This window comes from Arthrobacter sp. T572, from assembly GCF_056780115.1.
Map to the genome: position 1 here is coordinate 1 of NZ_JBRAZQ010000002.1, position 24,602 is coordinate 24,602.

Sequence of the window (24,602 nt, forward strand, 5' to 3'; positions counted from 1 at the left end):
ATGACAGTAGACGAAGCCAACCACGCCAATACTGTCGGAAGTTCCTGGCGCCGGGTGCTGAGCCTGCTGGAGCAGGACGACCGGGTCACACCCCGTCAGCGCGGTTTCGTCATCCTGGCCCAGGCACAGGGCCTTATTGGTTCCACGCTCCTGGTAGCCGTTCCCAACGAGCTGACCCGGGAAGTGCTCCAGACCCAGGTCAAGGACGCGCTGGATGACGCCCTGCGCAGCGTGTTCTCTGACGACATCCGGTGCGCGATCGACGTTGATACCGATTTGGTGCCTGTCCACGCTGAGCCCGAACCCGCCGTCGAACTTGCCGCCACACCGGACCTGGCGGTAGAGCCCAAGCCCCAGCCGACCCCTCCCAGCACGTCGCACGAGTTCGGCCGGCTCAACCCGAAATACATCTTCGACACATTCGTGATCGGTTCCTCGAACCGTTTCGCCCACGCGGCGGCCGTAGCCGTGGCGGAGGCACCGGCCAAGGCCTACAACCCGCTGTTCATCTACGGTGACTCCGGACTGGGCAAGACCCACCTGCTCCACGCGATCGGACACTACGCCCGCAGGCTCTACAGCGGCATCCGCGTCCGGTATGTCAACTCTGAAGAGTTCACCAACGACTTCATCAACTCCATCCGCGACGACGAAGGCACCAGCTTCAAGACCACGTACCGCAACGTGGATGTGCTGCTGATCGACGACATCCAGTTCCTTGCCGGCAAGGACCGGACCCAGGAAGAGTTCTTCCACACGTTCAACGCCCTGCACAACGCGAACAAGCAGGTTGTGATCACCTCGGACCAGCCGCCCAAGATGCTTGCCGGCTTCGAGGACCGCATGACCTCGCGCTTCGAGTGGGGCCTGCTGACGGACATCCAGCCGCCGGAACTTGAAACCCGTATCGCCATCCTCCGCAAAAAAGGCCTGAGCGAAGGACTTTCCGCGCCGGACGACGCCCTGGAGTACATCGCGTCCAAGATCTCCAGCAACATCCGTGAACTCGAAGGCGCCCTCATCAGGGTCACGGCATTCGCCAGCCTGAACCGGCAGCCCGTGGACGTGGCCCTGGCCGAAATGGTCCTCAAGGACCTCATCACCGACGACGGCGCGCAGGAGATCACGGCCAAGCAGATCCTCGACCAGACCGCGGACTACTTCAAGCTCAGCATGGAAGAGCTGTGCAGCAAGTCACGCACACGCACCTTGGTGACGGCCCGCCAGATCGCCATGTACTTGTGCCGCGAACTCACGGACATGTCCCTGCCCAAGATCGGACAGGAGCTCGGCGGCCGGGACCACACCACCGTCATCCACGCAGACCGCAAGATCCGCGAACTCATGGCCGAGCGGCGTGTGATCTACAACCAGGTCACCGAGCTCACCAACCGGATCAAGCAGCAGCAACGGGACTCCTGAATCCACATCAGGCCGCGCACTCCATACCTTATTAACAGGCGCATGTGGATAACCCTGTGGATTCTTAAGGGGACAAGCGCGCTTAATGGGCTTAAAACCCTTAAGCCGTCTGTGGATCGTTAAAAATGCCCCTTCCGGTTGTCCCCATCCACACCCTGTTTAAAACCCAGTTAACGCACAGGCCGTAAACAGGGCTTAACCGCGGAACCGCGCGGCAGGAGCCACTTATCCACAGTTTCCACAGCAGTTATTAACACTACGAATCCCAAAAAATTGAAATCCCTCAAATAACAACCTCGTTCTCCCGCACACCCGCCGGCCCCAAGGCCAGGCTGAAGGACAGCCTGCGGCTGTCCACCTATAAGGGGCGGCGCCCGTGGGGGATGGGTTAATCGCGGATCTTCCGGCTAAGCTGTCAGCAGCGTTCCCATCCCCGGGTCTGTTGTGTCATTCGTTGCGTGCGGACCATGCAGGTTTCCGGGTTGGATCGCGAAGAATTGGCGGGCGCCCACCAGGAAGTCCGCAGCACTACATGGCAGCAGCAATGAAAGGCGGCACCCTTCCGTGAAGTTCAGAGTCGACCGCGACGTCCTGGCAGAAGCCGTTACATGGACCGCGCGGTCGTTGTCTCCGCGGCCGCCAGTGCCCGTACTCTCGGGCCTCCTCCTCAAGGCGGAAGCCGGAACAGTCAGCCTTTCAAGCTTCGACTACGAGACTTCTGCCAGGCTCGAAATTCCTGCAGACATCGCCACTGAAGGCACCATCCTGGTGTCCGGGCGCCTTCTGGCCGACATCTGCCGCAGCCTGCCCTCCGCGCCGGTCGAGGTAGAGACCGACGGCAGCAAAGTCACCTTGACCTGCCGCCGAAGCAGCTTCCACCTGGCCACCATGCCGGAGTCCGAGTACCCCGCCCTTCCTGCATTGCCTGCGATCAGCGGAACGTTGCCCGGTGACGCCTTCGCCCAGGCTGTTTCCCAGGTCATCATCGCCGCAAGCAAGGACGACACCCTGCCGATCCTTACCGGTGTTCGGATGGAGATCGAAGACGACCTCATCACGTTGCTCGCCACCGACCGGTACCGCCTGGCCATGCGTGAAGTGCCTTGGAAGCCTGTCACCCCGGGTATTTCCACCAGCGCACTGGTGAAATCCAAGACCCTCAACGAGGTCGCCAAGACCCTGGGCGGCAGTGGTGACATCAACCTGGCCCTTGCTGACGACGACAGCAGGCTCATTGGGTTCGAGAGCGCCGGACGCACCACCACGTCGCTCCTGGTGGATGGCGACTACCCCAAGATCCGCTCCCTGTTCCCCGAATCCACGCCCATCCATGCCACGGTGCAGACGCAGGAACTCGTGGAGGCTGTTCGCCGTGTGTCGCTTGTTGCCGAACGCAACACCCCGGTGCGGCTTGCCTTCACCCAGGGGCTCCTGAACCTCGACGCCGGAACCGGCGAGGACGCCCAGGCTTCGGAAGAACTGGAAGCCCAGCTTTCCGGTGATGACATCACAGTGGCCTTCAACCCCCACTACCTGGTCGAAGGCCTCAGCGTCATCGAGACCAAGTTCGTCCGCTTTTCGTTCACCACAGCTCCCAAGCCCGCCATGATCACCGCGCAGGCGGAGGCAGACGGCGAAGACCAGGACGATTACCGCTACCTGGTGATGCCCGTCCGACTTCCCAACTAGCCCGGCACCCTTCGCAGAAAAGAGTTCACACCGTGCACATCGGACTGATCGGCCTTGGCAAGATGGGCTTCAACATGCGTGAACGCATGCGGAACGGCGGCATCGAAGTCACCGGCTATGACCGAAACCTGGACGTCACCGACGTCGCCTCGGTGGACGAACTCATCGCTGCCCTTCCCACCCCTCGCTTGGTCTGGGTCATGGTTCCCGCCGGAGCCGTCACCGATGCCGTGGTCACCGAACTCGGCGAAAAACTCGCCGACGGCGATCTGGTGATCGACGGCGGCAACTCCCGGTTCACTGAGGACCAAAAGCATGGCGCGGTCCTCGCCGGAAAGGGCATCCGGTTCGTCGATTGCGGCGTCTCCGGTGGTGTCTGGGGCCTCCAGAACGGTTACGGCCTCATGGCCGGCGGCGCCGAAGAAGACATTGAATTCGCCATGCCTGTCTTCGATGCGCTCCGGCCCGAAGGTGAACGGGCCGACAGCTTCGTCCATGTCGGTGGAGTCGGCGCCGGCCATTACGCCAAGATGGTCCACAACGGTATCGAGTACGGTCTGATGCAAGCCTACGCCGAGGGCTACGAGCTCCTTGCGGCCAAGGACATCGTCAAGGATCTTCCCGGCACGTTCCGTGCATGGCAAAAAGGTACGGTTGTCCGTTCCTGGCTGCTGGACCTGATGGTCAAGGCACTGGACGAAGACCCCGGCCTGGCCTCGATCGACGACTACGTGGAAGATTCCGGGGAAGGCCGCTGGACTGTGGAAGAAGCGATCGCCAACGCGGTCCCGGCTCCGGCCATCACGGCTGCCCTCTTTGCGCGCTTTGCTTCCCGTGAAGACGTTTCACCGGCCATGAAGATGGTTTCCGCCCTGCGCCACCAGTTCGGCGGACACGCCACCCGTCCAGCCAACTAGGCTGCAGGAGCCCTGCTGACGGCGTGTACCTAGAACATCTTTCACTGACGGACTTCCGCAGTTATGCACAGGTTGATCTGAAGCTTGGCCCCGGGGTGACGGTCCTGGTGGGGTCCAACGGGATCGGCAAGACCAACCTCATGGAAGCCATCGGCTACCTGGCGACGCTGAGTTCCCACAGGGTCAGCACGGACGCGCCACTGCTTCGCTTCGGCACCGAACGGGCCCTGATCCGTGCCCGCTTGGTCCGGGGCGAACAATCAACCATCATCGAGCTCGAAATCAACGCAGGCCGGGCCAACCGGGGCCGGATCAACCGGGGGAACCCGGTGCGGGCCCGGGACATCCTGGGCATATGCCAGACCGTACTCTTCGCGCCGGAAGACCTGGCACTGGTAAAGGGCGATCCTTCCAATCGGCGACGTTTCCTCGATGAGCTCCTGGTCAGTCTCGTTCCGCGCCACGCCGCCACCCGAAGTGACTACGACAGGGTCCTCAAGCAGCGAAATGCCTTGTTGAAATCCGCCCGCACGGGCAAGTTCACAGCAGGGCATGAAGCCACCCTGGATGTGTGGGACCAACATATGGCGCGGGCCGGAGCTGAACTTCTTCATGCCCGGCTGGAGCTCGTGGAGCGGCTTCGTCCGCACCTCAACAGCGCCTACGCCCAACTGACGGACGGGTCCAAAGAGGCCGGCGCGGTCTACCGCTCAACCATCCAGGGCGTCCTTGACGACGACGGCGGTCCGGCCGACCGCGCGACGGAACCTCCGGCGTCGTACGAGGACCTCCGGGTGCTGTCCGTCGAACAGCTCACCGAGCGTTACATCCAAGCCTTTGCAGCGTCCCGCAAGAAGGAACTGGAACGCGGAATTTCGTTGGTGGGCCCACACCGGGACGAACTTGAACTGGTCCTCGGACAAGCACCTGCCAAGGGGTACGCCTCACACGGCGAAACGTGGTCGATGTGTCTGTCGCTGCGTCTGGCGTCGTACTACGTCATGCTTGATGACGCCCGCACCGGCGGCACGGCACCAATCCTGATCCTGGACGACGTTTTCGCTGAACTCGATGTCCAACGCCGTCGTAAACTGGCTGCAATAGTGGCCGGTGCCGAACAGGTACTGGTGACAGCCGCCGTCGACGCCGATATCCCCGAGGAGCTGGCCGGACGGCGCGTAACCGTTGTTCCGGGAGGCATCGATGGCGAAGGGTAGTCCCGACGGACTCCAACCCGGCCGTGAACCGGATGAGATCGATGCCGCGCAGGCTGCGCTGAACCGCGTGCGGGAAGCTGCGGCCGCGCGGGGCGAAGTGCGCCAGCGTGCGCCGAGGCCGGGCCAGGCAGCCAACCGCAAGGGAGTACGCGACACCCGTGGTTTCAGCCAGTTCCATGGCACTGGACGGGATCCTTTGGGCCTCGGGAAGGTGGTGGGCAGGCTGGTCGCCGAACGCGGCTGGACCTCGCCCGTTGCGGTGGGCTCGGTCATGGCGGAGTGGGACGCCTTGGTTGGACCGGAAATTTCCGCCCACTGTACGCCTGAGAGCTTTACGGACACCACGTTGCATGTCCGGTGCGACTCGACGGCATGGGCCACCCAGCTGAGGCTGCTGAGCTCGAGCCTTCTGGGGAAGTTCCGGAATGAGCTCGGTGAGGGTGTGGTCACCAGCATTCAGGTGCTGGGACCCTCGGCACCGAACTGGCGCAAGGGTGGCCGCAGCGTCAATGGTCGTGGACCCAGGGACACGTACGGCTGAACGGCGTGCAGGGCGATTCAAGGCCCCCGGACCGTATAGGCCCCCATCGGCACCCACGCAGGGCCGTTTCAGATAGGGCCAGTGGCCTCCCACGGGCATATTCAGCTCTCGGCTGCCTCCATATTTGCAGGGATCCGGCGGTTTCCACGATAGAATTGCCCTAGATCACTGAGCGCCGGTGAAACGTCCGTTGGGGTCCTGTATGCAGTTCCGTGCCATCCGGGACCCCCTCTGTCGCAGTAGACGGCGCAATCAGTCACGTGCCCTTTGACGGCTGCGGTTCGCCGCTGCCTGATCCGGGGACGACCGTCATCGAGTACAGAGGAGTCGAAAGCGCCTGTGGCTAACGACAATGCAGAGACCTTGGCAGTAGAGCCCGCGGAGGAGACTGTTACCAGCCCCGACGCCCCTGCGGAAACCCCAAGGGAGTATGGCGCCAGCGACATCACCGTGCTGGAAGGCCTCGAGGCCGTCCGCAAGCGTCCCGGCATGTACATCGGTTCCACCGGGCCCCGCGGCCTCCACCACCTGGTGTACGAAGTCGTGGACAACTCAGTCGACGAGGCCCTGGCCGGCTTCTGCAGCCACATCGAGGTCACCCTCCAGGCCGACGGCGGAGTCAAGGTCGTGGACGACGGCCGCGGTATCCCCGTGGACATCCACCCCACCGAAGGCAAGCCCACGGTCGAGGTGGTCATGACCATCCTGCACGCCGGCGGCAAGTTCGGCGGCGGCGGGTACGCCGTATCCGGCGGTCTTCACGGCGTGGGCATCTCCGTTGTGAACGCCCTGTCCCGCCGGGTCAACACGGAGGTGCGCCGCCAAGGCCATGTCTGGCGCATGTCATTCGCCGACGGCGGCAAGCCCCAGGGCGAACTCGTCAAGGGAGAAGCCACCGAGGAAACCGGGACGTCCCAGACGTTCTACCCTGACGGCTCGATCTTTGAAACCACCGAGTTCGACTTCGAGACCCTCCGTGCCCGTTTCCAGCAGATGGCGTTCCTGAACAAGGGCCTGAAGATTACCCTGACGGACGAGCGTCCCGTTGCCGGTGAAGGCGATGATGACTTGGACCTCGATGCCGTTGCCACCGAGGGCGAAGTGGCTGCCGAGCACCGCACCGTGGTGTACGAATACCCGGACGGCCTCCTGGATTACGTCAAGCACCTGAACTCCAGCAAGAAGGTGGAAATCGTCCACGAGGACGTCATCGCCTTCGAAACCGAAGACACTGAGCGGCACATCGCCGTCGAGGTCGCCATGCAGTGGACCACCGCTTACTCGGAGAGCGTCCACACCTACGCGAACACCATCAACACCCATGAGGGCGGTACCCACGAAGAGGGGTTCCGGGCCGCGATGACCTCGCTCATCAACCGCTACGCGCGCGAGAAGAGCATCATCAAGGAGAAGGAAGACAACCTCACCGGCGATGACATCCGTGAAGGGCTCACTGCCGTGATCTCGGTGAAGCTCTCCGAACCGCAGTTCGAGGGCCAGACCAAGACCAAGCTGGGCAACTCCGAAGTCAAGGGGTTCGTGCAGCGCGTTGTCACCGACCAGCTGGGTGACTGGCTGGAACGCAATCCCGGCCCTGCCCGCGACGTCATCCGCAAGGCCATCCAGGCTGCGCAGGCACGCATGGCTGCGCGCAAGGCCCGTGACAATGCACGCCGCAAGAGCCCGCTGGAATCCTTTGGCATGCCAGGGAAGCTGTCCGATTGCTCCTCCAAGGATCCTTCGCGGTGCGAGGTTTACCTGGTGGAGGGTGACTCCGCAGGTGGCTCCGCCAAGCGTGGACGCAACCCTGAGACCCAGGCCATCCTGCCACTCCGGGGAAAGATCCTGAACGTGGAACGCGCCCGGCTGGACAAGGCGCTCGGCAACGCCGAAGTCCAGTCGATGATCACCGCGTTCGGTACGGGCATTGGGGAGGACTTCGACATCTCCAAGCTGCGGTACCACAAGATCGTCCTCATGGCAGATGCCGATGTCGACGGCCAGCACATCACCACGCTGCTGATGACGCTGCTGTTCCGCTACATGCGGCCCTTGATCGAGAACGGGTATGTGTACCTGGCCCAGCCGCCGCTGTACAGGATCAAGTGGTCCAACGCCGCGCACGACTACGTCTTCAGTGACAGAGAGCGTGACGAGACCATCCGCAAGGGTGCCGCCATGAACAAGCGCCTGCCCAAGGACAACGGCATCCAGCGCTACAAGGGCTTGGGCGAAATGGACTACACGGAACTCTGGGACACCACCATGGACCCGGATCGCCGGACGCTCCTGCAGGTCACCATGGACGACGCCCTTGCAGCCGACCAAACCTTCTCCGTGCTCATGGGCGAAGACGTCGAATCCCGCAGAAACTTCATCCAGCAGAACGCCAAGGACGTCAGGTTCCTTGATATCTAGGGCCTCCATCGCTCAAGAGATATTCCAGAACTGACATATACCTGAAACGGAACATGACATTATGAGTGACGAAACTCCCGAAGTCCCGGCGGAAAACACCGACGTCCCGGATGCGGTTTTGGAAGGCGATTTGCTGACCGACCGCGTCGAACAGGTGGACCTGCAGACCGAGATGCAGCGGTCCTACCTTGACTACGCCATGGCCGTCATTGTTGGCCGCGCCCTTCCGGACGTCCGCGATGGCCTGAAGCCGGTCCACCGGCGCGTGCTGTATGCGATGTTCGACGGCGGCTACCGCCCGGACCGTGCCTTCAACAAGTGCGCCCGCGTGGTAGGCGACGTCATGGGCACCTACCACCCCCACGGTGACATGGCCATCTACGATGCCCTGGTCCGTCTCATCCAGGACTGGACCATGCGGTACCCGCTTGCCCTGGGCCAGGGAAACTTTGGATCACCGGGCAACGACGGCGCTGCTGCGCCCCGATACACCGAAACGAAGATGGCCCAGCTGGCCATGGAAATGGTCCGTGACATCGACGAGGAAACCGTCGACTTCCAGGACAACTACGACGGCAAGAACCAGGAACCCACCATCCTGCCGTCGCGGTTCCCCAACCTGCTGGTCAACGGATCCTCCGGCATTGCCGTGGGAATGGCCACCAATATCCCGCCGCACAACCTCCGGGAAGTCGCCGAGGGCGTGCAGTGGGCATTGGAGAATCCCGGCGCCACCCGCGAGGAACTCCTTGAAGCACTCCTGGTGCGGATCAAGGGGCCCGACTTCCCGACGGGTGCCACCATCCTGGGCCACAAGGGGATCGAAGACGCATACAGGACCGGTCGCGGATCCATCACGATGCGGGCCGTAGTCAACGTCGAGGAACTCCAGGGCCGCACCTGCCTGGTGGTTACGGAGCTTCCCTATCAGGCCAACCCCGACAACCTGGCCATCAAGATCGCCGAACTCGTCAAGGACGGCAAGATCCAGGGCATCGCCGACCTCCGCGACGAGACCTCGGGCCGCACAGGCCAGCGGCTCGTGATCGTCCTGAAGCGGGATGCCGTGGCCAAGGTGGTCCTCAACAACCTGTACAAGCACACGCAGCTGCAGGACAACTTCTCTGCCAACATGCTGGCCATTGTGGACGGCGTGCCGCGGACCCTGAGTCTGGATGCGTTTATCCGGCACTGGGTGGCGCACCAGATGGACGTCATAGCGCGCCGCACCAGGTACCGCCTGCGCAAGGCCGAAGAAGAAGCCCACATCCTGCGGGCCCTCCTGAAGGCGCTGGACATGCTGGACGAGGTCATCGCCCTCATCCGCGCTTCCAACACCACGGACGCCGCACGCGAAGGCCTGATGGAACTCCTGGACATCGATGAACTCCAGGCGCGTGCCATCCTGGACATGCAGCTGCGTCGCCTTGCCGCCCTGGAACGCCAGAAGATCCAGGACCGCCATGCGGAGCTCGAAGCCATGATCGAGGAATACAACGCGATCCTCGCTTCCGAGGAACGCCAGCGTGGCATCATCAGCGAGGAACTTGCCGAGATCGTTGCCAAGCATGGCGACGACCGCCGTACGCAGATCCTCATGGGCTTTGACGGCGACATGTCCATGGAAGACCTCATTCCCGAAGAGGAAATGGTGGTCACCATTACGCGCGGGGGCTACGTCAAGCGCACGCGCAGTGACAACTACCGGTCCCAGCAACGCGGCGGGAAGGGCATCAAGGGTGCCCAGCTGCGCGGCGACGATGTTGTGGAGCACTTCTTCGTCACCACCACCCACCACTGGCTGCTGTTCTTCACCAACCTGGGCCGGGTCTACCGTGCCAAGGCCTACGAGCTCGCCGAAGGTGGCCGCGACGCAAAGGGCCAGCACGTTGCCAACCTCCTGGCTTTCCAGCCGGACGAGCACATTGCCCAGGTACTGGATCTCCGTGATTACCAGCAGGCACCTTACCTGGTGCTGGCCACGAAGAACGGACTGGTCAAAAAGACGCGTCTGGAAGATTACGACACCAACCGCTCCGCGGGCGTTATCGCCATCAACCTGCGCGATGAAGACGAGCTCGTATCCGCGCAGTTGGTCAGCGAAACCGACGACCTCCTGCTGGTGTCCCGGAAGGGCCAGTCCATCCGCTTCACTGCCACCGATGACGCTCTGCGTCCCATGGGCCGCGCTACCTCAGGCGTGACCGGTATGAAGTTCCGTGAAGACGACGAATTGCTGGCTGCGGACGTCGTCCAGGACGGCTCGTTCGTCTTTGTGGTCACCGAAGGTGGCTATGCCAAACGAACAGCTGTTGACGAGTACCGCTTGCAGGGCCGTGGCGGCCTGGGCATCAAGGTGGCCAAGCTTGCCGAAGACCGGGGTGACCTCGTGGGGGCCCTGATCGTGCAGGAAGAAGACGAAGTCCTGGTGGTCATGGAAGGCGGCAAGGTGGTCCGTTCGGCGGTCAGTGGCGTGCCCGCCAAGGGCCGTGACACCATGGGCGTGATCTTCGCCAAGCCCGACAAGAACGACCGCATCATCGAGGTTGCCCGCAACAGCGAACGCGGCTTGGAAGGCGAAGAATCCGAGGACGCACTGGACGATGACGTAACGTTGGCTGCAGACAACGATGCCTCAGAGGGCGTCGCGACGGCAGTAACGGAAGACGACGCAGACCCGGATACCGATGCGGGCGCGGAGCTGAACGAAGACAACACCGGAGGTAACGAGTGAGCAATTCGGACTCATATCCCAAGCCGAGCACGGGTGTATCCGGCGGGGTCCGGCAGCCCTCGGGCACCGCACAGACCGGGACGCCGGCCCGGCCGCAGCAGCGGCCAACCGCAGGCCAGGAGAGCGGACAACGGCCGGCGAACGCGCCGGGCCAACGCCCCGCATCGGCAGGCCAGCGGCCGTCAGGCACACCCGGCCAGCGTCCGACCCAGCCGGGTCAACGTCCGGTCAGTGCCGGCGCCCAAAGGCCGGCCCAGGGCAACCCCGGGCTCGTGAAGCCGGCGCCGAAGGCCAAAGTCCGCCGCGCACGCCTGCTGGTGAGCAAGGTTGACCCATGGTCCGTGCTGAAGATGGCGTTCCTGCTGTCCGTGGCACTCGGGATCGTGACCGTGGTGGCAGCCATCGTTCTCTGGACCGTGTTGGATCTCACAGGCATCTTCAACCAAGTGGACAGCCTGCTGGGCACCTTGGCGGGCTCCGAAGGCAGCGGTTTCGAGCTGAAGAAGATCGCATCCCTGGGCCAGGTGGCATCCTTTGCCACGATCATCGCCGTGGTGAACGTGGTCCTGCTGACCGCCCTGTCCATGCTCTCCGCAGTGCTCTATAACATTTCGGCAACGTTGGTGGGCGGCATCGGCGTGACGCTGACCGACGACTAGCAAAAAACCGCGAAAATCCGCCGAAAAACGGCGGAAAGCAGCGGGACGAAAGCCTCGATTTGAGATCGGGCCGGGATGTGCTGTACAGTCATATCTCGGCCCGATGAGGCATCGGGGCGTATAGCTCAGGCGGTTAGAGCGCTTCGCTGATAACGAAGAGGTCCCAGGTTCAAGTCCTGGTACGCCCACGGAACCTAACAGGTTCAGGAAACTGAACGGAATGAGGTACTTGTGAAGAAGTTGCTGGTAGCAGTAGCAGCGGCAATCGCAGGTGTCCTGGTCTACAAAAAGGCCCAGGAATCCGAAGCCCGGAAAGAAGTCTGGAGCAAGTCCACCGACAAGGTTGACTAGCAATGGATCCCGGCACCAACTGGTCTTGACCAGTTCGGGCATGGGGTATGATTGACGGGTTGCTTCTTATGGGGGCATGGCGCAATTGGTAGCGCACCTGCTTTGCAAGCAGGGGGTTAGGGGTTCGAGTCCCCTTGCCTCCACCATAAGGAAAGTCCCGGCCAGGAATGGCCGGGACTTTTTCGTTTAACTCATTCCCCGATGTCCCCCCGGCACCCAACTAAGTCGCAGTTGTGCGCGTTTTGGGGGCTCAAAACGCGCTTAACTGCGACCTAGTTGGGTGGGAGGGTTTCGAGTGCCCGTTCGAGGAAAGTCTTCAGTTCGCTGTCTCCCAGGATCGGGGTGACCACGCCCAGTTCCAGGGTGGGCTGGGTTCTTGCGCCGGCAGCCATCAGTGCCCGCTCTACGTTCCGCCGGCCCTCAGCCGCTCCTGCGGAATCGTTCCGTGCGGAGGCCTCCAGCATCTCGAGGGCGTCTTCCACACCGCGGCCATACTCAGCGGCCGCGGTACTCCAGTGCAAGGCATCGGATGCGAACCCGGGGACCGCCATCCGTTGCAGCAGCTCGGGCAGCCGCTGTAATAGCCGCGCCCTGGCGAGGAGATCCCCTGAAGGTGACCTGCCGGCGTCGTAATCCGACCAAAACCGCTCAATATCAGCACGCAGCTGTGGAGCTGACGGCGTCAGCGGATCATCCTGCCACTCCTGGTTCAGGTCAGCGAAGGCGCGGACTGCCGAGCGCACCTCAGGGTCCGGCCCGGCCAGGAGGTCCAAGGCAGCGTCCATGGAATCCTTGGGATCGTAGGCCGGTCCGTTCCAGGTGAAGTCCGCATACGTGAAGACTGCCGGGAGGGACAGATACGGCTGGATCATGGGGTTGGTGACCATCCCGCGGACGGTTTGGTGCAATGTGGCATCACGGCCAACGACGGGAGCCATGAAGAGGTGGTCCTGGGAAAAGTCGTTGACCGGGTAGTTGTCCCAGACCACCAGGGCACGGGGTGTGCCGGCAGTCCCGTAGGTGCGGCTGGCGTCCCGTGCGGACTGTGCGGTGATGCGGTGGGAGACGACGTCCTCGCCGGTCCACTGCACCACGATCGAGGGATCAAGCGATTCGCCCAGCACTTCCTTGTAGGCATTGCTTGCCGAGCCGTTATAGAAAGTGGGGACCGTTTCCAATGGCTGGAGGCCCTCCTTGGCCGCACTGAATTGTTCATTCACCCGGTTAAGGAACCGGGCCTGGGCCCTGGCCAGGTTGGCCTGTCCCGCGCCGAATTCCTCCAGGTCCCCCGCACACTGCACGCGGGTGGCAATGTCATCCAGCGGAATGACAAAGGACCTGACCCCCAGCGAATACAAGGATTCAAGTTTGGCCAGCGCGTCCTCAAGATCGGAGCGACGCGAATAGCAAATGTCGATTCCGGGCGACAGGGCGTAGCTGAAGCGGACATGGTTGGCGTTGGCCGTGGCGATGAGTTCCTGCAGCTCCGCCAGCTCCTCGTCCGTGTACAACTCCCGCCATTTGTCCCGCAGCAAGGGATCGTCCTTGGGTGAATAGATGTAGGTGTTCATCTTTTGGCGGCCCGCGAACGCTATGACATCAAGGCGCGCCTGGTGCGACCAGGGAGTGCCGTAGAACCCCTCGATCACGCCGCGGGTTTCCATCAGCGGCCAGTCGCTGATCCGTACGCTGGCCACCGCACCGTCCTTCACGAGCTGGCGGAGGGTCTGCACGGCATGGAACAGCCCGTCACCGTCGCTCGCGGCGAGTACCGCCGTCGGGATCCCCTCCCGCTCTCCGGTGGCGATCGCGTAACCTTCCGGGCGCTCCAGGGCGTCCTGCACGGTTTCGGGGTTCCCTCCCGCCACGTCCTTCAGCAGCGTGCCCGCAGCCTCATCAGTCCCGAGGTGGACTTCCGAGGAACCCTCCTCCGGACTCCCGGTGGCGGCCCCGGGTTCGGACATACCCCCGGCATCTGCCACAAGGTCCTGGATGACGCTGATTGACGCCGGGTCCGTTCCCGGCGCGGCCACAATGTAGACCCGCCCGTTCAAGGGAACAGTGCCGTTTCCGGACCTGACATCCTGGGGCATCGGATGGACGGCCGGTATGCCTTTCCGGTCCTCCCCCCGGGAATCCCCGCCATCACGGGCAACTGCGATCCACACCACCACAACCACCAATGCCATCGCGAAAGCCGCGGCAACGATCAGCAGGGATCGCCTCCGCCTGGTGCCAGCGCCGGCAGGTGCTGCGTTCAAATCGGGTATCCCCTTGGGTATGCCGTCTCCGGCTCACTGGAACGATGTGTCAAGACAATCACACCCCAATGGTGCTGGATAGAGGCGGGACGAGCGTCGCGCCAAACTAGAGTTGTTGCGTGAACCTCCTCATTGCCGCGCTGGGTGTGCTGGGCGTTGCGTCGTCCGGGCCCCTGATCGCAGGTACCCTCGGCGCTACCTCCGTGACGGCACTGGCCATCGCGTTTTGGCGGAACGCTCTTGCAGCCGTCATCATGGCGGCGCCGGTGGCCATCAAGGAGCCAAGGCAGTTTGCGCAGATCACGCGCCGCGAGCTGGGCTGGTCCGTTGTTGCGGCCGTGGCACTGGCATTCCACTTTGCCTGCTTCATCACGGCGCTCCAGCTGACGTCGGTCGCGGCCGCCACGGCACTTGTCTGTCTGCAGTCGGCATGGATTGCCGTCTTCCAACTGTTCCGCGGCACCCGTCACCGCTGGCCTGTGCTGGCGGGCCTCGGCATCGCCTTTGCCGGTGTCGTGGCCATTACGGGATTCGACATGGGCTCGTCCCCGGAAGCGCTGCTGGGCGACATCCTGGCCTTGGCCGGCGGAGCTTTGGCGGGCCTGTACACGCTGGCCGGCGGAAAGGCGCGGCAGAGCATGGGTATCGGGACGTACACCGCCCTGTGCTACGGAATGTGCGCGGCCTTGGTGGCGGTCATGGCGTTGGTGGGCGGCCAGCAACTGACAGGGTTCGACGCCGGAGGCTGGCTTGGGATCCTTGCCATCACCGTCTGCGCGCAACTGGTGGGACATACGGCGTTCAACCATCTGCTGGCAACCATGAGCCCGCTGGTCGTTTCCATGATCATCCTGCTGGAGATCCCCGGCGCTGCCGTCCTTGCGGCGGTTTTCCTGGCCGAGGCCCTACCCGCCGGGATTTACGCGGGCCTGGGGCTGATCCTCGCAGGACTAACGGTGGTGGTGGCCGGCCAGCGCCGGGACCGGGCGGAAGCACACCGGCGCGAGGCGGAACTTGGCACAGACTGACGTGCCGCCGTCGGGCTGTCCGTAATTACAGCCCGACGCGTCTGGCGCCCTGGGCGGCGTTGGCCGTGTGGATTGCGCGCAACAGCTTGGCCGGGAAATACACGGAGAAGAACACCACCATGGGTGCCTTCAGGGCCATCTTCTTGACGTTGTGTGCCTTGTACGTGCGGTCGAACCGCGTCACGTAGTAGCGGTAATCCCGCGGTGAATCTTCGAGGCGGCGCGCTGACATGCCGGAGACCATCTGCGGACAGTACTGGATGTGGAGGTCGTGTTCAGCCAGGTGCAGTGAGAGGTCGATGTCTTCATGCATCTCATCCTTCTCATCCAGGCAGGCTTCGTCCCGGATGGTTTCCCAGGCGGTGCGCCGGAGGGCCATGTTGGAGCCGAACAGGAAGTGGTACTGGTGCTTGGCCAGGCGCAGCATGAGCTGCCGCATTTTGTCGTCCGCCTTAAGCCCGAAGCGGCGCATGGGCATGTCGTAATAGACCACCGGGCCGGTGGCAGCCTGCACATGCCGGTCCATGAAGGCTTTCTGCACCTGCTCCACCCAGTCGGGCTCCAGCACCGAGTCGGCATCGATGCGGCCCACGATGTCAGAGGTGGCGCTGTTCAGTCCGAAGTTGCGGGTAGGGATGAGGCCCTGCACCGTGTCCTGCTTGAGCAGGATGATGGGGCTTTCCGGGTACTCCTGCTGCATCTGGCGCACGATCCGCGCCGTCCGGTCCGTGGACAGGTTATCCACCACGATGATCTCATTGGCCGGAACAGACTGGTAGATGGCCGCGATGAGGCACTGGCGGATCACGCTTTCCTCGTTATACGCCGGGATGACGATTGATACGCCGGGCGGTTCCGGAGCATCCTTGAGGGCACCCGCGAGGGGTCTATCGGCAGACATCACTTCAAATCTAACACCAGCCACACCGCGTCAGGCTGAGCGCCGGATGACGTCCCGGCAAACACTGAAGGGACCCCTTCCGGGATCCCTTCAGTGTTTTGTCCGGCAGTGATTGCCGCGAGTTCCTAGAGACCGGAGTCCTTGGATTCGGCGCCCTTGTCCTTGTCCAGGCTTGCGGCGATGTTCTTGACAGCCGTCTTGGCGTCGGTGGCGACGGTGCCCTCCACGTTGGCGAAGGCGTCCTTGGTGGCCTGCTCGGCCTCGGCTGCAGCTTCCTCCGGCGTCAGGTCAGCAGCGTGCTTCTCCGGACCAGTGGATGCTGCCGCGGTGGCGGCGGTTGCCGATGCCGTGGCATCCGACGCAGCCGTGTCCGATGCCACGGGAGTGGTTGACGGTGTGGGGGTCACGGGCGACGGTGTCTTCCAGGGATCTTCAACCGGCTTCGCAGCCTTCCAGGCTGCTACCCCGGCGGCCACGGCAGCAGCGATGACGGTGACGATCAGCAGTCCACGCTTCCGGGGCTTCTGCTGCTTGCCGAGCTGCGCGGAGACAGCCTTACCGGCCTCGTCCGCAACGACCTTGATGTGCTTGCCAGTTGCCTGGGCCTGTTCCTGCACACTGTGGACAACACCCGAGTCCGCAAGCTTCTGGGCAACGGCGTCCACCTGCGCCGGAGCGTTCTCCAGGACGTGATGGACTGCCACCGAGGCCTGGCCGAGCTGTTCGGACAGCTTGGGCAGGTACTCCACCACAACTTTGTCCCGCGCGAGGCCGATGGCCGGGGTGGCCTTGTTCAGTGCTTCCTGGATCCTGGGAGTCGCATCTTCCACAGCGTCATGGATCTTCGGCGCGAGGTGGGCCAACCCATCCTGGATCCGCGGGGTTACGGTCGCAACGCCGTCCGCCAGGTTGTGGGCTGCGCTCTTCAGGCCCTCCTGGATCTTGGGGGAAGCGGTGTCAATGCCGTGCTGGATGCGGGGAACAGCCCAGTTGACGGCAGCTTCAACGCGGGGCGCCGCCCAGTCGCGGGCGTTATCCACACCAACCACCACGGAGTGTTCAATGTCGCGGGCAATACGGTCTGATTTCTTCACAACTACCTCCCGATACACATGCTCGTTTGTTGCTAGCCTACGTGGCTTGGGGAACACCGGCTATTCATCTGCGCGATTCTTCCCGGATTTCACCCAGCGCGGAACCGGCTTGCGGGCCCCACCGGCGTTGACCCTGCATGAAAGAATGGCTCCATGACCATTGCAACCGCAAAAGCAACAATCCACACGAGCCTGGGCGACATCAAGGTTGACCTCTTCGGTAACCACGCCCCCAAGACCGTGGCCAACTTCGTCGGCCTCGCCACCGGTGAAAAGTCCTGGACGCACCCGGAAACCGGTGAAGACAAGACCGGTACGCCGCTGTACAACGGCACCATCTTCCACCGGATCATCAAGGACTTCATGATCCAGGGCGGCGATCCCCTGGGCCGTGGTGTTGGCGGACCGGGCTACAAGTTCGACGACGAAATCCACCCCGAGCTGACCTTCAACGCTCCCTACAAGCTGGCCATGGCCAACGCGGGCATCCAGATGGGCAAGGGAACCAACGGTTCACAGTTCTTCATCACCACTGTCAACACCGACTGGCTGTTCGGCAAGCACAGCATCTTCGGTGAAGTCACGGACGAGGAATCCCGCAAGGTTGTGGACGCGATTGAGGCCGTCCGCACCGGTATGGGCGACCGCCCTGTTGAGGACGTCGTCATCAACAGCATCGACATCGAACAGCTCTAACCTGCACCCATGAGCTACGGAATCCCGTCGGCAGAGCCGTCCGCTGATATCCCGGTGTGCCCGAGGCACCCGGACCGGCCCTCCTATGTGAGGTGCCAACGCTGCGGGCGCCCCGCGTGCCCCGAATGCCAGCGGGCGGCCGCCGTCGGGTTCCAATGCGTTGACTGCGTCAACGAGCAAAAACGTACGACGCCGGCCTACAAGTCCGCATACGGCGGCGCCTTGGCCATGGGGCGTCCTTTGGTGACGTACACGATCATCGGGTTGTGCCTGCTGGTCTTCATCCTCCAGTGGGTGCTGCCGGGAGACGTCATCTTCCAGAACTTCGCGTTCGCCAACATCTTCGCGGAGAGCCAGCCCTGGCGCATGCTCACCGCGGCATTCCTGCATTCGCAGGGCTTCCTGCTCCATATCGTCCTGAACATGTACACCCTGTGGATCTTCGGCCAAGCCCTTGAGCCGTTGCTCGGGAGGATCCGCTTCCTCGCTGTGTACCTGATGTCCGCGATCGGTGGTTCCATAGGTTTCCTGCTCCTGACACCCGACCGTCCGATCGTGGGAGTCGTGGGGGCCTCCGGCGCCATCTTCGGCCTGTTCGGCGCCATGTTGGTGGTGCAGAGGCACCGCGGCGGAGAAACCAAGCAGCTGTGGGTCCTGATCGCGATCAACGGTGCGATCGGCTTCTTTGTCCCCAGCATCGCCTGGCAGGCACACCTGGGTGGGCTCATCACCGGTGGCCTTGCTGCTGCCGCCATTGCGTACGCGCCGCGCGGCAAGAACCAAGCGCTCCTGCAAGCGGGTGGGCTGGTCCTGGTCGCCGGTCTCCTGGCCGTAGTTGCCGGATTCAGGCTGGCTGCGTAGCGCCTATTCCCCAGGGACGACGGGTTTCCGGGGCAGTTGGCCCGCTGATGGTATTACGGGCTGGCGGAGGATCGTTTTGAGCTTCTCCGGCGCCGTGCGGCGGGCGTCGCTCAAGTAGATCTCATGGTGTTTGCCGGTCATCGTGAGTGAGTTTTCCGGGATGAACCCGTTGTGCATACTCTCCAGCACCGGCCCCTCGGCATCGTAAGGGCCAATGTGCAAGGTCTGGACGCAGAGCCCCTCCTCCAAGGGCTCCAGTCGTAACGCATCCAAGGATGGCGCTTCCCCTTTGGCCGCAACCACCTCAAGGATCCGTTCCAGATGGTCTTGGCCGATCCAGTCCGGGACCAGGTTCATGGCTGTCCATGACCATAGAGATTTGTCGCGTGCGCTGGTGAAACTCTCCATATCGTCTGCCCACCAGAGACCCTCCAGCGGCATCACACCGTAATCCCTGTCCAGTTCCTTCTTGCTGAAGAACTTGAGTGCATACGCCACGGGGTAGATCGTCTTGAGGGCATCCTGATACCCCTGTGAGCTGTTGGGATCACCGTGCCCGTCAATCATCAGGTACTGCAGCCGCGGCACTGTGACGAGTGAGAACTTTCCGCGGGGCGCAGTGTAGGAGGGAATGGACTTTTTCAGTTCTGCCTTCTCCATGCCCACTCCACTCCTTCTTTCGGCGGCTGTCACTGTCCCTGCCGCCCTTCGTCTCTTTAGCGTTTATCCACAGGAGTTTTCCACACTGTGAGTAACTTACATAGGTGTAGTTAAAGGTGACCCCGGTGTCAGAGGTGGCCTGTGGGGACAGATATCCCCTCAAAGGCATGAATTAGTCCACATCTGTGGATAACTTTGTCCCCTACGGGGCTGGAAATGTGGACAAGTGAGGTCCAGGACCACCATCTGTGGAAAACACTGTTAATTCCGCACGCTTAGCCCGGGTTTCAACAGGTTTATCAACACTGTTAATAACTTACAGGACTGTAATTCAGGCGTGACGAGGGCCCCGGATCCCAGCAACGGCGGGCCCTCTCAAGTGAAGTGCCACAGGTTTTCCCCACCTGTGGATAACTTGTGGGTACTGGCATGTTGTTAAGTGGGTAAGTCTCATGGAGACGCTTTGGCGCTCCGGGTGGAGCGGCGGATCATCCTCTGCGGGGAGGAACCAGAGTGGGTGACGCCGGCAATGCTGTGACCGTGAACTTTCCGTGAAGTCACGGCCACTATCCACAGCGATGTGCACACTGGGTAAAACTCTCAGCAGGGTACTTTTGGTGGCTGGACACCGTCAGGACGCGGGAGATGTGCTGAGATGCGTGGATGTCCACAAACTTTATCCCCACCTGTGGATAAAGTTACGCACTTTTGTGGACAGGGCCGGGCCTCCATGCACGCGGCGTTGTGCTGCCGAGGGCTTCAGGCCCACACTCCGGATGAACCGCGCCTGTGGCTGTCCAGCAAGTGGGTATCCACGATCCCCACTGCCTCCATGAGGGCAAACATGGTGGTGGGTCCCACGAAAGCAAACCCCTTCTTGCGCAGCGCCTTGGACAAGGCAATGGATTCCGGTGACGTGGTGGGTATGTCAGCCACGGTCCGGGGGGCGGGAGTTGAAGCGGGCTGGAAGGACCACACGAAATCCACCAGGCCGCCCTCTTCGCGCAGGGCAATGGTGGCTTTGGCATTGGTGATGGCAGCGTTGATCTTCAAGCGGTTGCGGACGATCCCGGCGTCCAGCATGAGGCGTTCAACGTCGGCCTGGTTGAAGGCGGCCACACTCTCAGGGTAGAAGTCCAGGAAAGCTTTCCTGAAAGCATCGCGTTTGCGGAGGATGGTGGCCCAGGACAGTCCAGCCTGGAATGCCTCCAAACTGATGCGCTCGTACATCCCCTGCTCGTCCCGGACCGGCATGCCCCACTCGTGGTCGTAGTACGACTGCATCAAGGGGTCAGCGGCTGCCCACAGTGGACGCGCCAGGCCGTCAGGACCGACGATGATGCCGTTTTCTCCAGGGGTCACGCAGTTCTCCTCCATTGCTCCTGCGGATATTGTGCACCGCGGCCCTGACATTTTCTGATGACGCTTTCAGGACAGGCCGGTCACCCTCATGGTGATGTTGATCCGTCCCCCCGAAAGACCGCTTCCGTCCGGTGCTGTTCCGGGAAGGACCTTGGGAATCCCGTGGTAGGCGAACCGGGACGGTCCACCGAAGACGAAAAGATCACCGGAGCGAAGGTGCACGTCGGTGTAAGGCTTGGTCCGGGTCAGCGTATTCCCAAAGCGGAAAACACACTCGTCTCCGATGCTCAAGGACACTACGGGGGCATCAGACAGTTCGTCCTTGTCCTGGTGCATGCCCATGGCTGCGCCGTCGGAGTAGAAGTTCACCAGCGCGGCATCAGGCGTGTATTTTGCTGACAGTCCTGACAGGGAGGGGTCTGCCCCGGAAGACGCGGCTTCCAGCGCCTTCCTTCCCAGCCGCACCATCCAGTCCGGGAAGTCCAGGACGGGCAGGCCATTGACGTCGGTTGCTTCCCGCGTGTAGCGGTACGGCTGCCAATGCCAGCCCAGGCACACTGTCCGCACGGACATCCGGCGGCCTCCTGGCAGGGTTGCGGCACGCAAAGGTACTGGTCCCTGGCTCCACTCCTCGAAGCGGGCCACAATCCACTGTTGTTGTTCCAAGGTCAGCCACCCAGGCACATGGACTGCCCCGGGAGCTATCTCCCGGGGTCCGGAGGGTGAGTCATCGGCAGGTGCCACCAGCTCCCGTGGGAGCAACGCGTCTTCACTCATGCGGCCGCCTCCAACGCGAGGAGGGTCCGTTTGGCCTCGGTTCCCCCGAGGTAGCCACCGTAGCTGCCGTCCGTCCTGACCACCCTGTGGCACGGGACGATGACGGGGATCGGGTTGGTGGCACAGGCTGTCCCCACCGCGCGGACGGCATTCGGGCTCCCTGCTGCACGAGCCACTTCCGCGTAGCTCTCGGTCCGGCCATAGGCAATCTCCGGAAGGTGGTGAAGGACGTTCAAACGGAAGCCCCGCGACAACTGGAAGTCCAGCGGAAGATTAAAGGTCCTGCGTGTCCCGCGGAAGTACTCGGTCAATTGCCGGGCAGGTTCCGCAAGCTGCGACGGTACGTGAAGGATGTTGGGGCTGACTGTTGCGGCCAATTTCTCCAGCACCGCCTGGTGATCTTCGTTTTCGAAGGCTACGCGGACTATTCCCTGTTGCGTTGCCGCCACCAACAGGTTGCCCACGGGGGAGGTGACCACGGTATAGGCGATCTTTAGGTCGCCGGTCTCAAGCGCTGCCTGGGCAAGCCGCTCATGAAGCCCGGCAAGTGCCGGCTCCAGTCGATGGTCCAGTGGTTCGAGCAGCATGGCCACCCCGGCGCTGTCTGTGTGTTCCACGGCTGTTCCGTCCTGGTGGAGGGACTCCGGAGAAGATGATGGCAGGGTCATCGTGGCGCTCCTTTCGCGGTGAGGGAGGTGGGGGGTGCAGGCTCATGCGGTGTGTATAAGGGACGCTGCAGGGTTCCACGGAGGGCTTTGATGCCGTCGGACGCTGCACGTCTTGCTGCTTCCGGTGTTCCGCCCAGCAGCAGCGCAATGTCCTTGTAGGGAACTCCGGCCAGGAAGTGGTAGGCAATCGCCTGCCGCTGCTTGGGCGGCAGCTGCCCCACGGCGTCGAGCAGTTCCGCGTAGCCCCCGCCCGGGATGCCCAGCACGGAAGGCCGCTCCGGCGGCTGGTCGACGGGCGCAGCCCGCCTGGAACGGGCCCGGAGGATGTCCACGCACTTGCGGTGCGCGATGGTGACGAGCCACGCCTCGATGTTGGCGTCCGGGGGGAGCTTGGAATACGCCTGCAGGGCAGAGAGGAAAGTGTCCGACCAGGCGTCGTCGGCCTCCTGGGCACCCACCACGGCGCGGCAAACCCTGAGTACGGACGCCCCGTGTTCCTGGACGATCACTTCAAACGGCAGCTTGCGGTGCCCCGGCGCGCGTGCCATCAGAAGAGTTTGCCCTCTTTGGCGGCAGCCGGTTCTTCGAGATCCAGGAGGAAACGCTTGTTCCGCAGGCCCCCGGCGTAACCGGTCAGCTGCCCGTTTCTGCCCACCACGCGGTGGCATGGAACGATGATGCTGACCGGATTGCGGCCCACTGCTGAACCCACTGCCTGGGCCAGGTGGGGGTCGCCCAACTCCGCGGCAAGTTCCCCATAGGTAATGGTTTCGCCGAAAGGGATGAGGTGGAGCCGCTCCCACACCCTTTGCTGGAAGGCATTGCCCGCTGTCTTGAATCCAATGTTGAACGCGGTGCGGCGGCCTTCAAGATACTCATTGAGCTCTGCCGCAGTTTGCGCGAAAACGGGGTCATCGGCGGGTGCTGCAGCACCAAAGTAGTCCGGTGGGGGCAGGTGCCAGTGGCCTTCGTAGAAGACGCCCGTGAGGAAGTCCCCGTGGGCAGTCAGCGTCAACTGCCCCAACGGGGAATCCATGGTGGTGTGCCTGGTGGTCATACCCTGTAGACGCTCACGGGCACCTTAATGTGAGGTGCGGTTCCTAGGAGCGCCAGCGCGTGGTCATGAGGAACCCGACGATCGCGATGCCGAAGCCGGCCACGATGTTCCAGGAACCCCAGTCCTGGACGGGAAAGCGGCCCTCGGTGATGTAGAACGTGATGATCCACAGCAGCCCCAGGATCATCAGTCCGAACATGACGGCCTTGTACCACACGGGGTTCGGCTTGTACTGCTGCGCTGCGGAAGTCTGCTCGGCCTGACGGGCAGGCCGCTTGCGGGGCTTGGACTCGGGCACGGAGCCTCCTTGGCTGGCGGTGTGGACCCCCGATGCGCCGGCCTTGGTATCCTGCAGGAAGGAAAATTCCAGCGGTCAACGGCCACGCGGCGTTCCGGGTTGTTACTAGCTGTCAAGTCTAGCCGCAACTCCGGGTCATCCTGTGCCGCCCGCACCGATCAAGGAGACCCCCCGTGGCGCACCAGCAGACGACGGCCGATGCCAGCCGTCCGCCTGCCCCCGGGCAGAGGCGCCGGCAGCCGACCACGCGCCTCCGTGTCTCCGATGTCCTCCGCAAAATCAGCCAGATATTCGGCGAGCTCCTGATTACCGGGGGGATCGTCCTGCTGCTGTTTGTGGGCTGGGAATTGTGGTGGACCAATGTGGAAGCCGATGCCAAGCAGTCAGAGGCGATCAAGAGCTTCGCCCAGGAGCTGTCAGGCCCGGTTGAACCGGCTGTCCCGGGCACGGACTACGGACCACCCGTAGTGGGCACCGCTCCCTCCAACGGACAAACGATCGGCATCATGTACATCCCGCGCTTCGGCGCCACGTACACCCGGCCCATCATTGAGGGAACCGGGGCAGATGTCCTGGACACCCTGGGAATCGGCCACTACGCAGGCACCTCCATGCCAGGGGCCAAAGGCAACTTCGCGGTAGCAGGACACCGCCAGACCCACGGCGCAGTCCTGGACAGCATCCACACCCTGGTCCCGGGCGACAGGATCTACGTCCAGACACCCGACGGCTATTACACCTACGTTTTCCGGAACAACCAGATCGTGCTGCCCAACCGTGCTGATGTTCTCCTGCCCGTCCCCACGCAGCCCGGGGCCGCGCCCGAGGAGAGCATCCTGACCATGACCAGTTGCAATCCCCGCTTTGGCGCGCAGGAGAGAATCATCGCCTACTCCGTGTTGGACAGCTGGCAACCTTCCTCAGCGGGACCGCCGTCGGAAATAGCCGCCCAAGTAGCCCAAGCCCAAGGAAAGGGGTAACGGATGTACGC

At 62.9% G+C, this 24,602-nt stretch carries 23 protein-coding genes and 2 tRNA genes; 15 read left to right on the forward strand and 10 right to left on the reverse strand.

All coding sequences use genetic code 11. From position 1 onward, the window contains the following. The 11 genes from dnaA to ACUYMZ_RS01125 form a co-directional block, all read left to right on the forward strand. On the forward strand, positions 1-1,422 hold a 1,422-nt coding region (gene dnaA, locus ACUYMZ_RS01075), incomplete at its 5' end, for a chromosomal replication initiator protein DnaA (protein WP_426004998.1). Positions 1,423-1,986: 564 nt separating this feature from the next. Then, a complete protein-coding gene (gene dnaN, locus ACUYMZ_RS01080) occupies positions 1,987-3,111 on the forward strand; it encodes a DNA polymerase III subunit beta (protein ID WP_481601818.1) in 1,125 nt (374 codons plus the stop codon). Between the two features lie 32 nt (positions 3,112-3,143). Next, the gene (gene gnd / locus ACUYMZ_RS01085) at positions 3,144-4,028 is read left to right on the forward strand and encodes a phosphogluconate dehydrogenase (NAD(+)-dependent, decarboxylating) (RefSeq protein ID WP_481601819.1); all 885 of its coding nucleotides are present in this window, start codon (positions 3,144-3,146) and stop codon (positions 4,026-4,028) included. 23 nt (positions 4,029-4,051) lie between these two features. Next, a complete protein-coding gene (recF, locus tag ACUYMZ_RS01090) occupies positions 4,052-5,245 on the forward strand; it encodes a DNA replication/repair protein RecF (RefSeq protein WP_426005004.1) in 1,194 nt (397 codons plus the stop codon). Continuing rightward, positions 5,232-5,786: a DciA family protein gene (locus ACUYMZ_RS01095; RefSeq protein WP_426005005.1), complete on the forward strand. Its 555-nt coding sequence runs from the start codon at positions 5,232-5,234 to the stop codon at positions 5,784-5,786. The genes recF and ACUYMZ_RS01095 overlap by 14 nt, the downstream gene beginning before the upstream one ends. 339 nt (positions 5,787-6,125) lie before the next feature. After that, positions 6,126-8,204: a DNA topoisomerase (ATP-hydrolyzing) subunit B gene (gene gyrB, locus ACUYMZ_RS01100; RefSeq protein WP_481601820.1), complete on the forward strand. Its 2,079-nt coding sequence runs from the start codon at positions 6,126-6,128 to the stop codon at positions 8,202-8,204. Positions 8,205-8,265: 61 nt separating this feature from the next. After that, positions 8,266-10,938, forward strand: a complete 2,673-nt coding sequence (gene gyrA, locus ACUYMZ_RS01105; protein ID WP_481601821.1) for a DNA gyrase subunit A — start codon at positions 8,266-8,268, stop codon at positions 10,936-10,938. Continuing rightward, entirely contained in the window at positions 10,935-11,597 is a 663-nt protein-coding gene (locus tag ACUYMZ_RS01110) for a DUF3566 domain-containing protein (protein WP_481601822.1), read from the forward strand. Before gyrA ends, ACUYMZ_RS01110 begins: the two co-directional genes overlap by 4 nt. 114 nt (positions 11,598-11,711) lie before the next feature. Then, positions 11,712-11,785 (forward strand) — tRNA-Ile (locus tag ACUYMZ_RS01115). Between the two features lie 43 nt (positions 11,786-11,828). Then, positions 11,829-11,948 (forward strand): DLW-39 family protein, encoded by a 120-nt coding sequence (locus tag ACUYMZ_RS01120; protein WP_426005012.1) that lies wholly within the window; start codon positions 11,829-11,831, stop codon positions 11,946-11,948. Positions 11,949-12,018: 70 nt separating this feature from the next. Then, positions 12,019-12,094 (forward strand) — tRNA-Ala (locus ACUYMZ_RS01125). A 126-nt stretch (positions 12,095-12,220) separates the two neighbouring features. Here the strand turns inward: ACUYMZ_RS01125 and ACUYMZ_RS01130 are convergent. Then, on the reverse strand, positions 12,221-14,209 hold the full coding sequence (locus tag ACUYMZ_RS01130) for a glycoside hydrolase family 84 protein (RefSeq protein ID WP_481601823.1): 1,989 nt from the start codon (positions 14,207-14,209) through the stop codon (positions 12,221-12,223). Between the two features lie 119 nt (positions 14,210-14,328). On the opposite strand from ACUYMZ_RS01130, the gene ACUYMZ_RS01135 reads away from it, so the two are divergent. After that, positions 14,329-15,237, forward strand: a complete 909-nt coding sequence (locus ACUYMZ_RS01135) for a DMT family transporter (protein ID WP_426005016.1) — start codon at positions 14,329-14,331, stop codon at positions 15,235-15,237. A gap of 25 nt (positions 15,238-15,262) precedes the next feature. Here ACUYMZ_RS01135 and ACUYMZ_RS01140 read toward each other — a convergent pair whose 3' ends face one another. Then, positions 15,263-16,138 carry a glycosyltransferase family 2 protein gene (locus ACUYMZ_RS01140; RefSeq protein WP_426005018.1) on the reverse strand — a complete coding sequence of 292 codons (876 nt, stop codon included), beginning with the start codon at positions 16,136-16,138 and terminating at the stop codon, positions 15,263-15,265. A 125-nt stretch (positions 16,139-16,263) separates the two neighbouring features. Beyond that, a complete protein-coding gene (locus tag ACUYMZ_RS01145) occupies positions 16,264-17,232 on the reverse strand; it encodes a hypothetical protein (RefSeq protein WP_426005020.1) in 969 nt (322 codons plus the stop codon). Positions 17,233-17,385: 153 nt separating this feature from the next. On the opposite strand from ACUYMZ_RS01145, the gene ACUYMZ_RS01150 reads away from it, so the two are divergent. Continuing rightward, complete coding sequence (locus ACUYMZ_RS01150) at positions 17,386-17,928, forward strand: peptidylprolyl isomerase (protein WP_426005021.1); 543 nt, start codon at positions 17,386-17,388, stop codon at positions 17,926-17,928. A gap of 9 nt (positions 17,929-17,937) precedes the next feature. Next, a complete protein-coding gene (locus ACUYMZ_RS01155; protein WP_426005022.1) occupies positions 17,938-18,789 on the forward strand; it encodes a rhomboid family intramembrane serine protease in 852 nt (283 codons plus the stop codon). Between the two features lie 3 nt (positions 18,790-18,792). Here ACUYMZ_RS01155 and ACUYMZ_RS01160 read toward each other — a convergent pair whose 3' ends face one another. The 7 genes from ACUYMZ_RS01160 to ACUYMZ_RS01190 all read right to left on the reverse strand — a co-directional run bounded on the left by ACUYMZ_RS01160 (position 18,793) and on the right by ACUYMZ_RS01190 (position 23,611). Then, positions 18,793-19,449, reverse strand: coding sequence for a GyrI-like domain-containing protein (locus tag ACUYMZ_RS01160; RefSeq protein ID WP_481601824.1), 657 nt, complete (start codon positions 19,447-19,449; stop codon positions 18,793-18,795). A 759-nt stretch (positions 19,450-20,208) separates the two neighbouring features. After that, a complete protein-coding gene (locus ACUYMZ_RS01165) occupies positions 20,209-20,826 on the reverse strand; it encodes a DNA-3-methyladenine glycosylase I (RefSeq protein WP_481601825.1) in 618 nt (205 codons plus the stop codon). A 51-nt stretch (positions 20,827-20,877) separates the two neighbouring features. Continuing rightward, positions 20,878-21,588, reverse strand: coding sequence for an alpha-ketoglutarate-dependent dioxygenase AlkB family protein (locus tag ACUYMZ_RS01170; protein ID WP_481601826.1), 711 nt, complete (start codon positions 21,586-21,588; stop codon positions 20,878-20,880). Beyond that, on the reverse strand, positions 21,585-22,175 hold the full coding sequence (locus ACUYMZ_RS01175) for a methylated-DNA--[protein]-cysteine S-methyltransferase (RefSeq protein WP_481605788.1): 591 nt from the start codon (positions 22,173-22,175) through the stop codon (positions 21,585-21,587). Before ACUYMZ_RS01175 ends, ACUYMZ_RS01170 begins: the two co-directional genes overlap by 4 nt. A gap of 77 nt (positions 22,176-22,252) precedes the next feature. Beyond that, entirely contained in the window at positions 22,253-22,804 is a 552-nt protein-coding gene (locus ACUYMZ_RS01180) for an RNA polymerase sigma factor (protein ID WP_481601827.1), read from the reverse strand. Further along, positions 22,804-23,313: a methylated-DNA--[protein]-cysteine S-methyltransferase gene (locus ACUYMZ_RS01185; protein ID WP_481601828.1), complete on the reverse strand. Its 510-nt coding sequence runs from the start codon at positions 23,311-23,313 to the stop codon at positions 22,804-22,806. Before ACUYMZ_RS01185 ends, ACUYMZ_RS01180 begins: the two co-directional genes overlap by 1 nt. A 43-nt stretch (positions 23,314-23,356) precedes the next feature. Continuing rightward, the gene (locus ACUYMZ_RS01190; protein WP_426005028.1) at positions 23,357-23,611 is read right to left on the reverse strand and encodes a cell division protein CrgA; all 255 of its coding nucleotides are present in this window, start codon (positions 23,609-23,611) and stop codon (positions 23,357-23,359) included. A gap of 173 nt (positions 23,612-23,784) precedes the next feature. Here ACUYMZ_RS01190 and ACUYMZ_RS01195 point away from each other — a divergent pair, with 173 nt between their 5' ends. Further along, positions 23,785-24,591: a class E sortase gene (locus ACUYMZ_RS01195; protein WP_481601829.1), complete on the forward strand. Its 807-nt coding sequence runs from the start codon at positions 23,785-23,787 to the stop codon at positions 24,589-24,591. Positions 24,592-24,602 lie beyond the last annotated feature (11 nt).

What these genes read in the sequence shown, in the direction of transcription:
- ACUYMZ_RS01095 (WP_426005005.1), top strand. Translation starts at nt 5,232, where the DNA reads ATGGCGAAGGGTAGTCCCGACGGACTCCAACCCGGCCGTGAACCGGAT.
- gyrA (WP_481601821.1), top strand. Translation starts at nt 8,266, where the DNA reads ATGAGTGACGAAACTCCCGAAGTCCCGGCGGAAAACACCGACGTCCCG.
- ACUYMZ_RS01140 (WP_426005018.1), bottom strand. Translation starts at nt 16,138, where the DNA reads ATGTCTGCCGATAGACCCCTCGCGGGTGCCCTCAAGGATGCTCCGGAA.
- ACUYMZ_RS01150 (WP_426005021.1), top strand. Translation starts at nt 17,386, where the DNA reads ATGACCATTGCAACCGCAAAAGCAACAATCCACACGAGCCTGGGCGAC.
- ACUYMZ_RS01155 (WP_426005022.1), top strand. Translation starts at nt 17,938, where the DNA reads ATGAGCTACGGAATCCCGTCGGCAGAGCCGTCCGCTGATATCCCGGTG.
- ACUYMZ_RS01160 (WP_481601824.1), bottom strand. Translation starts at nt 19,449, where the DNA reads ATGGAGAAGGCAGAACTGAAAAAGTCCATTCCCTCCTACACTGCGCCC.
- ACUYMZ_RS01165 (WP_481601825.1), bottom strand. Translation starts at nt 20,826, where the DNA reads ATGGAGGAGAACTGCGTGACCCCTGGAGAAAACGGCATCATCGTCGGT.
- ACUYMZ_RS01170 (WP_481601826.1), bottom strand. Translation starts at nt 21,588, where the DNA reads ATGAGTGAAGACGCGTTGCTCCCACGGGAGCTGGTGGCACCTGCCGAT.
- ACUYMZ_RS01175 (WP_481605788.1), bottom strand. Translation starts at nt 22,175, where the DNA reads ATGCTGCTCGAACCACTGGACCATCGACTGGAGCCGGCACTTGCCGGG.
- ACUYMZ_RS01180 (WP_481601827.1), bottom strand. Translation starts at nt 22,804, where the DNA reads ATGGCACGCGCGCCGGGGCACCGCAAGCTGCCGTTTGAAGTGATCGTC.
- ACUYMZ_RS01185 (WP_481601828.1), bottom strand. Translation starts at nt 23,313, where the DNA reads ATGACCACCAGGCACACCACCATGGATTCCCCGTTGGGGCAGTTGACG.